Here is a 12,484-nt window from a genome sequence, read left to right on the forward strand (position 1 = left end):
GATTGTTGCACTGCGAAAAAGCCCATTTTGCCGAATCAGGCGCAATTAATCAACCGCCAAGACCGTTCCGGGTCGCCCGGCCGTGCGCGGCCGCGCCACCAGGGGAGCGGGCGCACTGACGAGGGCGCCGGGAAATTCGCGCTTTGACAGCGTTTGTGGCATGCTAACGCCCGCACGCGGCGCCCGGCCGCCAACACCCGTTTATTCCTGCGCCAATCATGAAGCTCCATTCCAGCTCGACCCAACAATACCAGACTGTCACCGGTTACTTCGACGGCGGCGTCGAAATCAACGCCCGCCCCTACGATGTCAGCCTGACCGTGATGCCCGAAACGGCGCCCCAGGCCTGGCCCGTGGCCACCTTCGACGACCTGACGGCGGCGCACTTCGAGGCCATCGCCGCCACCGCCCCCGACGTCGTCATTCTCGGCACGGGCGTGCGCCAGCGCTTCATCCACCCGCGCCTGGTCGCGAGCCTGTCGAACCTGCGCATCGGCGTCGAATGCATGGACAACCAGGCCGCCTGCCGCACCTACAACATCCTGATGGGCGAGGGCCGCAAGGTGACGCTGGCGCTGATCCTGGGCGTGCCCGCCCCCGCCCCTGCCGCCACCGAACCGGGCGCGCCTGCCTGATGCGCGACCTGCACAGCAACCGCCCCCTCGTCTGGAGCCTGTTCGCCGCCTTTGCCCTGGTCACCCTGTACATGCTCGGTGTACGCACGCTGGTGCCGCCCGACGAGGGCCGCTACGCCGAAATGGCGCGCGAGATGTTCGTCACGGGCGACTGGGTCACCACGCGCCTGAACGGCATCAAGTACTTTGAAAAGCCGCCCCTGCAGACCTGGATGAACGCGCTCTCGTTCAGCCTGTTCGGCGTGGGCGAATGGCAGGCGCGCCTGTGGACGGGTCTGTGCGGTATCGGCGGCGTGTTCATCACCGCCTACGCCGGCAGCCGCGTGTTCGGCCAGCGCGTGGGCCTGTACGCGGGCCTGGTGCTCGGTTCCTGCTTTTACTGGGTCGCCTGCAGCCAGATCGACTCGCTCGACATGGGCCTGTCGGGGATGATGACGATCGTCCTGTGCGCGCTGCTGCTGGGGCAGCGCGAAGGCGCCTCGGCGCGTGAAAACCGCAACTGGATGCTGCTGTGCTGGGCGGCGATGGCCCTGTCGGTGCTGTCGAAAGGCTTGATCGGCCTGATGCTGCCGGGCGGCATCCTGGTCAGCTACACCCTGTTGACGCTGCAATGGCGGCTGTGGACGCGCCTGCACCTGGTCAAGGGCCTGCTGCTGTTCCTGGCGGTGGCGGCGCCGTGGTTCATCCTGGTGGGCCTGCGCAATCCCGAGCAGCCGGCCTTCTTCTTCATCCACGAACACTGGGACCGCTTCTTCAAGACGGAGCACCACCGCGAGCAGGTCTGGTACGTGTTTTTCGTGCTGACCGCGGTCGGCATGGTGCCCTGGCTGGGCATGCTGGCGCAAAGCCTGTGGCTCGGTGCAAAGCGCGCGCCCGGGGTCGATCCGCGCGCGTTCCGGCCGCGCCTGATGGCGCTGGTGTGGGCCGTCTTCATCATCGCCTTCTTCACCAAATCCAATTCCAAGCTGCCCGGCTACATCCTGCCCGTGTTCCCCGCGCTGGCGCTGCTGACGGCCATCTACCTCGACGCCGGCAGCCGCCTGGCGCGCGTGATCAGCGCCGCCCTGACGGCGCTGGTGGGCGCGGCCTTGCTCGCCACCGTGCCGTTCATGCCGGGCATGGCGGGCCGCAGCACCGAAGTCGCGCTCTACCAGGGCTACCAGCCGTGGGTGCTGGTGGCCGGCTTTGTCAGCCTGGTCGGTGGCGCGCTGGCGCTGCTGTACGCACGCCAGATGAAGCGTGACCTATTTGTGCTGGTGCTGGCGGTGACGGGCTTTGCCACCACCCAGATCATGATCGCCGGCTTCGAGCCGATCGGCAAGGCGCGCGCCGGCACCGCCATGCTGCCTGCCATCGAAGCGCAACTGGCGCCCGGTACGCCCATCTACGCGGTGGGCGTCTACGAGCAGTCGATGACGTTTTATTTGCGCCGCACCGTCACCTTGGTGGCCTACACGGACGAATTTTCCTTCGGCCTGCAGCAGCAGCCGGAACTGGCCATTCCCACCGTGCCGCAGTTCGTCGAGCGCTGGATGGCCGACGCCGCCGCCGGCCGGCGCAACCTGGCCTTTATGCGCGAAGACATCTATACCGCGCTGCAGGCGCAAGGGGTGCCGCTGCGGGTGGTGGCGCGCGATGCGCGCAGGATGGTGGTCGCGAATGATGTCAAACAAAAGTGAACCCCTACTTTTGTTTGGTTTGAACGGGCAAAAATCCCTGGCGGAGCCAGATGATTTTTGAAAAAATGCAACGCTTACAAGATAAACAAAAGCAGGGTCCTGCTTTTGTTTGGCTAGACGGGCGAAAATCCCTGGCGGAGCCAGATGATTTTTGAAAAAAATGCAACGCTTACAAGATAAACAAAAGCAGGTTCCTGCTTTTGTTTGGCGAGCAGGGGCACGCTGACCGGCGTTGCGCGATATTTCAACTGATAACTTACTATTAATGAACCTGACCACTTTTGCTTTTATCATTACCGGCGTGCTGCTCAATGCCGCCGCGCAGTTGCTGCTCAAGGCGGGCACCAATGCGCTGGGCGGGGCGATTCACCTGACGGCGCAGAACTGGTTCGCCACCGCCATCAAGGTCATTTCGCAACTGCCCATCCTGGCCGGCCTGACCTGCTACGCCATCTCGGTGGTGGTGTGGATTATCGGCCTCTCGCGCGCCGACGTCACCCTGGCCTACCCGATGCTCTCGCTAGGCTACATCGCCACCGCCGTGGGTGCCTACCTGTTCCTCGGCGAGGTCGTCTCGGTCCAGCGCATGGTGGCCATGGCCGTCATCATCGTCGGCGTCGCCATGATGGCGCGCACGTGAGATACCCAGCCAGGGGCATGCCCATGGCTGCTAAAATGTCCCCTTGAACATGCCGCTTTGACACGTATTGACCGTGCCGGCATCCCCACTGACTCCGAGCCTGACACGAGACCCCCATGACCGCCTCCCTGCCCTCCACCAGCGCACCGCTGGCACCATTCCTGCCGTTTTCCAAACCGACCATCGACGAAGACACCATCGCCATGGTGGGCGAGGTGCTGCGTTCGGGCTGGCTGACCAACGGCGGACCAAAAGTGTCGCTGTTCGAGCAGCAGTTGTCGACCTACTTCGGCGGGCGCCCCGTGCGCTGCTTTAACAGCGGCACCTGCACCATGGAGATCGCCCTGCGCATCGCCGGCATCGGCCCTGGCGATGAAGTCATCACCACGCCCATCTCCTGGGTCGCCACCGCCAACGTCATCCTCGAAGTGGGCGCCACCCCCGTGTTCGCCGACATCGACCCGGTCACCCGCAACATCGACCTCGACAAGCTCGAAGCGGCCATCACGCCGCGCACCCGCGCCATCATTCCCGTCTACCTGGCCGGCCTGCCGGTCGACATGGACCGCCTGTATGCGATTGCCGCCAAACACGGCCTGCGCGTGGTGGAAGACGCCGCCCAGGCCTTCGGCTCGACCTGGAACGGCCAGCGCATCGGCGCCATCGGCGACATGGTCTCGTTCAGTTTTCAGGTCAACAAGAACCTCACCACGGGCGAAGGCGGCTGCCTGGTCCTGAACACCCAGGAAGAAGCGGTGCTGGCGGAGAAATACCGCCTGCAAGGGGTCACCCGCAGCGGCGTCGACGGCATCGACGTCGACGTCCTGGGCGGCAAATACAATATGACCGACATCGCCGCCGCCATTGGCCTGGGCCAGATGAAAACCATCGATGCCGTCACCGCCCACCGCGAGTCGCTCGCGCACCACTACTTCGACTGCTTCGGCCCCGACTTCGAAGCACGCACCGGCGCACGCCTGCCGCTGCCCGCCTTCGGCACGTCGAACTGGCACCTGTTCCAGATCATCCTGCCCGACACCGGCCCCACCGCGCGCGCCGATTTCATGCGCCGCCTGAAGGACGAACACAATGTGGGCAGCGGCTTTCATTACGCCGCCATCCACCTGTTTACCATGTACCGCAAGCTGGGCTTTCACGAAGGGATGTTCCCCGAGTCCGAGCGCATCGGCCGCCTGACGGTGACGCTGCCGCTGTTTTACGCCATGAGCAGCGCCGACGTCGAACGGGTGGTCGGTGCGGTCAACGCTGTTTTAAGCACGAAACTGAGCACGGCGGTGCCGGCAAAATGATGCTCGATCCCCTCAAGCCGGAACTGTCGGTCGTCATCCCCATCTACAACGAGGAAGCGGGCCTGGCGGCGCTGTTCGCGCGCCTGTACCCGGCGCTCGACCAGATCGGCATCCCCTATGAAATCATCTTCGTCAACGACGGCAGCCGCGACAACTCGGTGGCCATCCTCGCCGAACAGTTCCGCGCGCGCCCGGACGTGACCCGCGTGGTGCTTTTCAATGGCAACTACGGTCAGCACATGGCGATCCTGGCCGGCTTCGAGGCGACCCGCGGCGAAATCGTCGTCACCCTCGACGCCGACCTGCAAAACCCGCCCGAGGAAATCCACAAGCTGGTCGAAAAAATGCGCGAAGGCTTCGACTACGTGGGCTCGATCCGCCGCGTGCGCCAGGATTCGGCCTGGCGCACCATCGCCTCGAAGGCCATGAACCGCCTGCGCCACAAGATCACCAACATCAACATCACCGACCAGGGCAATATGCTGCGCGCCTACGGCCGCAACGTCATCGACCTGGTCAACCAGTGCGGCGAAGTGAACACCTTCGTGCCGGCGCTGGCCTACAAATTTTCGCGCAGGCCCACCGAGATCCTGGTCGAACACGAAGAGCGCTCGGCCGGCGAATCGAAATATTCGCTCTACAGCCTGATCCGCCTGAACTTCGACCTGGTGACGGGGTTTTCGCTGGTGCCCCTGCAGATTTTCTCGATGCTGGGCATGATGCTCTCGCTCGCTTCGGCCTTGCTGGTGCTGATGCTGCTGATCCGCCGCTTCGTCCTGGGCGCCGAGGCCGAAGGCGTGTTTACCCTGTTTGCCATCGCCTTCTTCTTCATGGGCGTGATCCTGTTCGGCATCGGCCTGGTGGGCGAATACGTGGGCCGGATTTTCCAGCAGGTGCGCGCGCGCCCCCGCTACGTGGTGCAGACCATCTTGCAGCACACGCCGGGCACCGACCCGGCGCTCGACCGCGCGGTGGAAAAGCGCCAGGTGAGCCGCCAATGAGTGCGCGCGCGCCCCGCGCCGTCGTGTTCGCCTACCACAACGTGGGCGTGCGCTGCCTGAAAGTGCTGCTCGCCGGCGGCGTCGACGTCGCCCTGGTGGTCACCCACGCCGACAGCGCCAGCGAAAACATCTGGTTCGATTCGGTGGCATCGCTGTGCCGCGCCGAGGGCATCGCCTGCATCACGCCCGACAGCGCGGCCGGCACCGACCTGCTGGCGCAAGTGACGGCGGCCCGGCCCGACCTGATGTTCAGCTTTTATTACCGCCACATGCTGCCGGCGAGCCTGCTGGCGGTGGCGCCGGCGTTCAACATGCACGGCTCGCTCCTGCCCCACTACCGGGGGCGCGCGCCCGTCAACTGGGCGGTGCTGCACGGCGCCAGCGAAATCGGCGCGACCCTGCACGAGATGACCGTCAAGCCCGACGCCGGCGCCATCGTGGCGCAGACGGCCGTGCCGATCCTGCCCGACGACACCGCCTACGAAGTGTTCGGCAAAGTCACCGTGGCGGCCGAGATCTGCCTGTGGGGCGTGCTGCCGGCGCTGCTGGCGGGCCAGGCGCCGCGCCTGCCCAACGACCTCACGCAAGGCGGCTACTTCGGCGGCCGCAAGCCAGAGGACGGCCGCATCGACTGGACCAGGACCGCGCAGGAGGTCTACAACCTGCACCGCGCGGTGGCGCCGCCCTACCCCGGCGCGTTCACCGACATCGGCGGCCAGCGCTACATCATCGACACGGCGCGCCTGGCCAGGCCGCGCGACGGCGTGCCGGCCGGCGCCTTGCCGCCTGGCCTGGCGGTGGTGGATAATCGCATTGTCGGCCTCTGCGGCGACGGCGGCGTGCTGCTGATCCACCGCTTGCTGCACGACGGCGCCGCCATCGACGCCGCCCAGCTGCGCGAGCGCCTGGCCGCCGCGGCCCCGGCGGCGCTGCCCCCCTCTGCAACCCCTGATTGAGTCTCCCTATGAAAAAAGTCCTGATTTTAGGTGTCAACGGTTTTATCGGCCACCACCTGTCCAAGCGCATCCTCGAAACGACCGACTGGCATGTGTACGGCATGGACATGCAGTCCGACCGCATCGGCGAACTGCTCGCCAACGACGCCTACAAGGCGCGCATGCACTTTTTTGAAGGTGACATCACCATCAACAAGGAGTGGGTCGAGTACCACGTCAAGAAATGCGACGTGATCCTGCCGCTGGTGGCCATCGCCACCCCGTCGACCTATGTCAGCGCCCCCTTGAAGGTGTTCGAACTGGACTTCGAAGCGAACCTGCCGATCGTCCGTTCCGCCGCCAAATATGGCAAGCACCTGATCTTCCCGTCCACCTCCGAGGTCTACGGCATGAGCGCGGACGAGCAATTCGATCCGGAAGCGTCGAACCTCGTGTACGGCCCCATCAACAAGCCGCGCTGGATCTACGCCTGCTCGAAACAGCTGATGGACCGCGTGATCTGGGGCTACGGCATGGAAGGGCTGAACTTCACCCTGTTCCGTCCGTTTAACTGGATCGGCGCGGGGCTCGACTCCATCCACACCCCGAAAGAAGGCTCCTCGCGCGTGCTGACCCAGTTCCTCGGTCACATCGTGCGCGGCGAAAACATCCAGCTGGTCGACGGTGGCGAACAGAAGCGTTCCTTCACCTACGCCGACGACGGCATCGACGCGCTGGTGCGCATCATCGCCAACAAGGATGGCATCGCCAGCGGCAAGATCTACAACGTGGGCAACCCGGCCAACAATTATTCGATCCGCGAACTGGCGACGATGATGCTGGCGCTGGCAGCCGAGTACCCCGAGTATGCCGAGTCGGCCAGGCAGGTGCAGATCGTCGAGACCACCTCGGGCGCCTACTACGGCAAGGGTTACCAGGACGTGCAGAACCGCGTGCCGAAAATCGACAACACGATGGCGGAACTGGGCTGGACGCCGACCACCACCATGGCGGACGCACTGCGCCATATTTTCGACGCTTACCGGGGCCAGGTCGGCGCCGCCAAAGCGCTGATGGACTGACGGTTTGACTGCCCCTTCCACGCTACCGGCCACGGCGCCGCTGCTGACGCTGAAAATCGACGTCGATACCTACCGCGGCACCCGCGAGGGTGTGCCGAACCTGGTGCGCGTGCTGTCGCAGCACGGCGCCCACGCCACGTTCCTGTTTTCGCTCGGTCCCGACCACACGGGCTGGGCCTTGCGGCGCGCGTTTCGGCCCGGCTTTTTCAGCAAGGTCTCGCGCACCTCGGTGCTCGAACACTATGGCTTCAAGACGCTGATGTACGGCGTGCTGCTGCCCGGCCCGGACATCGGCCGCGGCTGCGTTGACGAGCTGCGGGCGGTCGAGCAGGCCGGCTTCGAATGCGGCATCCACACCTGGGACCACGTGCGCTGGCAGGACAAGGTGCGCACGGCGGGCGCGAGCTGGACCTCGCGCATGATGCGCTGCGCCGAAGAGCGCTTTGCCCAGGTATTCGGCCACGCCGCCGCCACCCACGGCGCCGCCGGCTGGCAGATGAATGAGCACGCCTTCGCCGAGCACACGGCGGCAGGCTACGCCTACGCCTCGGATGGACGCTCGCGCCTGAACGAGGACGGCTCCCTGCAAGACCCGGGCGAGACGCCCTACCGGATCGACGGCAGCAGCTGCATCCAGCTGCCCACCACCTTGCCGACCCTGGACGAACTGCTGGGCCGCACCATCGACGGCGTCCTCATCACCACCGCCAACATCGCCGCCCACCTGCTCTCGCTCACGGCCGGCGCCGGCCGCGATCACGTCTATACCTTGCATGCCGAGCTTGAAGGGCAAAAACTCGCCCCCATCTTCGAACAGCTGCTCACTGGCTGGAAGGCGCAAGGCTATCAACTGGCCTCGATGGCCGACTATTACCAGAAAGTGAAAGACCTGCCCCTGCCGGCGTTTCCCGTCAGCTGGGGCGAGGTGCCGGGCCGCTCGGGTGAGCTGATCGTGCCCAATCCCCTTCGTAGTTCCACCGCAGCGCGCCCAGGAGAGTAACGTGGCTGACAGCCCATCGACCGCACCCATCGCCGATTTCACCGCCGCCCAGACGGGCGGCGCGCCATTTACCCTGCTGGGGCGTCCGGCGCGCTACACCGTGCTGTATTTCTACCCGAAGGACAACACGCCCGGCTGCACCACCGAGTCGATCGCCTTCCGCGAGCTGTACCCGCAATTCCAGGCGGCCCACGCCGACATCGTCGGTATCAGCCGCGATTCGATGCGCTCCCATGACGGCTTCAAGACCAAGCTGGCGCTGCCGTTCGAGCTGATTTCCGACCCGGACGAGGCCGTCTGCCTGCAGTTCAATGTCATGAAGAATAAGATGATGTACGGCAAACAGGTGCGCGGCGTCGAGCGCAGTACGTTTGTCGTTGACGCTGACGGCAAATTGGTGAAAGAATGGCGGGGCGTGAAGGTCGCAAATCACGCCGAGGAGGTGCTGGAATTCGTCAAGAGCCAGCCCTGAGACCCGGCGCTTCTTGATCTAACTGTTGTTCAACGTCGATTGCGCTAGCCTATTTTGAGTCTTCGCATTGTATTGTTATCCGCATCAGCCACTTGTGGCGCCAGTTCGGCCGACTGTTCGGCCCGCATTCCGACTGCGCCCCCTCTCCCTTTCGTCGGTCATTCACGCAGATATTGTTCCGCGTGGCTGCCCGTGCGGACATTTTTAGACTGAGACCCTGATGCCATTGCCCAAATTACCGACCCAGCCCGCAGCGCTGCTGCTGGCCAAAGACTATCCCAAGGCCGAGCCGCGCAAGGCAGGACCGCGCGCGATCGCGCCGGCCACCGTGCTCGCGCTCGAGCCCGTTGAGGACCTGATCAGCGCCAAGGCCGTCGCCAAGCCGAAATCGAGCCGCCGCAAGGCCGATGTGGTGACGATGGCGGCGCCCCCTGCACAGGTCGCGCCGGCCGCCGCCGCGCCGAAAGCGGCCCCGGCCGCAGTTCCAGCCCCGGCACCTGCCGTGGCGCGTTCCAACGACAGCGTCGACAACGAACGGGGCGCCGCGCATCCGGCCAAGCACAAGAGCGTCGAAGCGGTCATCAAATCGTCGACCAGCCGCCAGGCCGACAAAAAGGGCGTGACGAAAATGTTCGTGCTCGATACGAACGTGCTCATGCATGATCCGACGTCGCTGTTCCGTTTCGAAGAGCACGACGTCTACTTGCCGATGATGACGCTCGAAGAGCTCGACGATCACAAGAAGGGCATGTCGGAAGTGGCGCGCAATGCGCGCCAGGTCTCGCGCACGCTCGACGCCCTGATCGCCAACATCGACGACGACGCCATCGAGCAGGGCATCCCGCTGGCCAAGCTGGGCAACAAGGATGCCAAGGGCCGCCTGTTCTTCCAGACCCGCCTGCAAAACGGCCCCACCTTGCCGGAAGGCCTGCCGGTCGGCAAGGCCGACAACCAGATCCTGGGCGTGGTCCGCAACCTGGAAACGGAACTGCCGGGGCGCGCCATCGTGCTGGTGTCGAAAGACATCAACATGCGCATCAAGGCGCGCGCGCTGGGCCTGCCCGCCGAAGATTACTTCAACGATCACGTGCTGGAAGACACCGACCTGCTCTACTCGGGCATCGTGCAATTGCCGGACGACTTCTGGAACAAGAACGGCAAGGACATGGAGTCCTGGCAGGAAAGCCGCAACGGCAACTCGTCGACCTTCTACCGCGTCACCGGTCCCACCATTCCCACCTTGCTGGTCAACCAGTTCGTGTACATGGAACCGAAGAGTGGCGAATCGCCGTTTTACGGCCAGGTGAAAGAGCTCAACGGCAAAACGGCGGTGATCCGCACGCTGCGCGACTACTCCCACAACAAGAACAATGTGTGGGGCGTCACCGCCCGCAACCGCGAGCAGAACTTCGCGCTGAACCTGCTGATGGACCCGGAGTGCGATTTCATCACCCTGCTGGGCCAGGCCGGTACCGGTAAAACCCTGCTGGCGCTGGCCGCGGGCCTGGCGCAGGTGCTCGAGACGAAGCTCTACAACGAGATCATCGTCACCCGCGTCACCGTGCCGGTGGGCGAAGACATCGGCTTCCTGCCCGGCACGGAAGAAGAGAAGATGTCGCCATGGATGGGCGCCTTCGACGACAACCTCGAAGTGCTCAACAAGTCCGACTCCGACGGCGGCGAATGGGGCCGGGCCGCGACCCAGGACCTGATCCGTTCACGCATCAAGATCAAGTCACTCAACTTCATGCGCGGTCGCACCTTCGTCAACAAGTTCCTGATCATCGACGAGGCGCAGAATCTGACGCCGAAGCAGATCAAGACCCTGGTCACGCGGGCCGGTCCGGGCACCAAGATCCTGTGCCTCGGTAACATCGCCCAGATCGACACGCCCTACCTGACGGAAGGCTCGAGCGGCCTGACCTATGTCGTCGACCGCTTCAAGGGCTGGCAGCACAGCGGCCACGTCACGCTGGCACGGGGCGAGCGTTCGCGCCTGGCCGACCACGCCAGCGAAGTGTTGTAAGTGGCGTGTGCTTGCAACGCAACGCCAGGGTTGTGGCGCCCAAGGTAAACCCACAACGAAATTAATGTGAGTGCGTATTGCCAAGCAGTTAGAACACATTCTATTTATTATTTTTAATAGAATTTGACGATTTGATCCCCCTTCGTGTCGCTGACACCAAGGGGGATTTTTATTGGAAGAAGCATTATTACAATGATAATTTAAGTTCTTCCGGTTTCCTGTCGTTGGCCAGCAGGCTGTCGGCAAGCTTGAGCAGTTCCGTCGTGCCAAGCGACCGTTTACACAAAACTAATTGCACCCTCGCAGCGCCAGGCTTTTGCCCTGCCTGCATGGATGCATGGCGCCATTGATCTTGCGCAAATTTCCAAGATCAAACAGCGCAATACTTGCCCTCGGCCAGTCGGACTCATCTGGCGACGGAGGTGCAATGACACAGCAATACCTGAACGAAGCAGCGGCCGGCATCGCCACTCTGTCCGAGTTCGGCAAGGCCTCGCCGTTGAACCGCCCCAGCAGCGTGCGCTGCCTTGACCCTGGCGTGCAGACGGCACCGGTGGTCGGCCCCGCCGGCCACGCCCAAGTCGTGCCCTCGCCCCTTCAAAAATTCGTCCTGTAATACGCCGCCATGCCCGCGCCCTCGCCAGCCCCGATCAAACCGGCCGAACGCGCGCCGGAAGTGGCCGTCGCCCCGCTCGACACCATCGACCCGAGCGACATTGGCGCCGGCGCCGCCGCCTTCGACAAATGGCTGCGCAAGATCAGCTGCGACTACGTCACGCTGGAGCGCCTGAGCACCGTGGCCGGCAGCCTGCCGGTGATCGGTAACATCATGGCGCTGATCGACACCATCATGGAGTTGGTGGAGGTCGTCCAGAAGCTCATCAACAAGCAGGAAGTCGAATTCCTGCAGTGGGTCAGCCTGGGCATCAACCTGATCGGCGTGATCCCGGTGCCGCCGGCGATGAGCGCGGCGCGCATGAGTTTGCGGCCGGCGCTGCACCTGGTCCAGCAAAAGCTGAGGCTGGGCGTCAAGGATCTCGGCGCCGCACTGGTCGAGGTGCTGGTCATGCACCTCAACGCCAGGCTGGCCGGCGAGCTCGAGACCTTCATCGACAGCGCACTGGGCAAGCTGGCAGGGATGCTGCACGAGTGCGCCAATCTTGCCGACGGTATTGCCGACGATCTGATCAGTATCCTCAATCGCTGCATCGGCAAAAAACCGATGTTCGAGGTGGCGTCCCGCGCGGAAGTAGAGGGCAAGCTGCACGACCCCAAGGTGGAGAGCAGCTGGCGCCGCATGCTTGGCGCCCTCGACCAACAGTACAAGAAGAGCGCGAACTACCTTGTCGCCGTGGCGGCGAGCCAGCTGCCGGACAGCGCGGTAGCGGGCGTGACTGGCATCATCGGCCACCTGACCGACTTCAAGCCGGCGTTTCGCGGCAAGCTCGTCGCCCTGGCCGACGAGCGGGCGCAGATGAGCATCCGCTGGATACTGATGCGGCTGCGCGACGCGGTCCTCAAGCACAAGAAGCGCTATCCGGCAATGGTGCCGTCGGCCAAGGGGGCGGACCACAAGAAGAACAACCCCGGCCACGAACTGGGCGCCATCGGCCGACAAAGCCCGGCCACGGGCGACGCCAATGCCTGCAAGCTGTGCCCCGCCAAAGGCGGCACCGCGCACTCGATCAGCTTCGCCACCGGCGC

At 64.3% G+C, this 12,484-nt stretch carries 11 protein-coding genes and 1 pseudogene; all 12 read left to right on the forward strand.

Annotated elements, in window-relative coordinates:
- The first annotated feature begins 218 nt into the window (after positions 1–218).
- Positions 219–635: an Mth938-like domain-containing protein gene (locus ACP7EY_RS20100; RefSeq protein ID WP_426196759.1), complete on the forward strand. Its 417-nt coding sequence runs from the start codon at positions 219–221 to the stop codon at positions 633–635.
- Entirely contained in the window at positions 635–2,314 is a 1,680-nt protein-coding gene (locus ACP7EY_RS20105) for a glycosyltransferase family 39 protein (RefSeq protein ID WP_426196761.1), read from the forward strand. The genes ACP7EY_RS20100 and ACP7EY_RS20105 overlap by 1 nt, the downstream gene beginning before the upstream one ends.
- Before the next feature lie 265 nt (positions 2,315–2,579).
- Positions 2,580–2,954, forward strand: coding sequence for a 4-amino-4-deoxy-L-arabinose transferase (locus ACP7EY_RS20110; RefSeq protein WP_426196763.1), 375 nt, complete (start codon positions 2,580–2,582; stop codon positions 2,952–2,954).
- A 116-nt stretch (positions 2,955–3,070) separates the two neighbouring features.
- Positions 3,071–4,264 carry a DegT/DnrJ/EryC1/StrS family aminotransferase gene (locus ACP7EY_RS20115; protein WP_426196765.1) on the forward strand — a complete coding sequence of 398 codons (1,194 nt, stop codon included), beginning with the start codon at positions 3,071–3,073 and terminating at the stop codon, positions 4,262–4,264.
- A complete protein-coding gene (locus tag ACP7EY_RS20120; RefSeq protein ID WP_426196767.1) occupies positions 4,261–5,265 on the forward strand; it encodes a glycosyltransferase in 1,005 nt (334 codons plus the stop codon). The genes ACP7EY_RS20115 and ACP7EY_RS20120 overlap by 4 nt, the downstream gene beginning before the upstream one ends.
- Complete coding sequence (locus tag ACP7EY_RS20125) at positions 5,262–6,221, forward strand: formyltransferase (protein WP_426196769.1); 960 nt, start codon at positions 5,262–5,264, stop codon at positions 6,219–6,221. Before ACP7EY_RS20120 ends, ACP7EY_RS20125 begins: the two co-directional genes overlap by 4 nt.
- 8 nt (positions 6,222–6,229) lie before the next feature.
- A complete protein-coding gene (locus tag ACP7EY_RS20130) occupies positions 6,230–7,282 on the forward strand; it encodes a bifunctional UDP-4-keto-pentose/UDP-xylose synthase (RefSeq protein WP_426196771.1) in 1,053 nt (350 codons plus the stop codon).
- 4 nt (positions 7,283–7,286) lie between these two features.
- A complete protein-coding gene (locus ACP7EY_RS20135) occupies positions 7,287–8,282 on the forward strand; it encodes a polysaccharide deacetylase family protein (RefSeq protein ID WP_426196773.1) in 996 nt (331 codons plus the stop codon).
- Position 8,283: 1 nt separating this feature from the next.
- Positions 8,284–8,754: a peroxiredoxin gene (locus ACP7EY_RS20140; RefSeq protein WP_426196775.1), complete on the forward strand. Its 471-nt coding sequence runs from the start codon at positions 8,284–8,286 to the stop codon at positions 8,752–8,754.
- A gap of 220 nt (positions 8,755–8,974) precedes the next feature.
- A complete protein-coding gene (locus ACP7EY_RS20145; protein WP_426196777.1) occupies positions 8,975–10,780 on the forward strand; it encodes a PhoH family protein in 1,806 nt (601 codons plus the stop codon).
- A 427-nt stretch (positions 10,781–11,207) separates the two neighbouring features.
- On the forward strand, positions 11,208–11,396 hold the full coding sequence (locus ACP7EY_RS20150) for a hypothetical protein (protein ID WP_426196779.1): 189 nt from the start codon (positions 11,208–11,210) through the stop codon (positions 11,394–11,396).
- A gap of 9 nt (positions 11,397–11,405) precedes the next feature.
- A pseudogene (locus tag ACP7EY_RS20155) lies at positions 11,406–12,484 on the forward strand (RHS repeat-associated core domain-containing protein); the annotation flags it as partial.

The organism is Massilia sp. DWR3-1-1, assembly GCF_049898325.1.
Lineage (GTDB): Bacteria > Pseudomonadota > Gammaproteobacteria > Burkholderiales > Burkholderiaceae_D > JAFCUW01.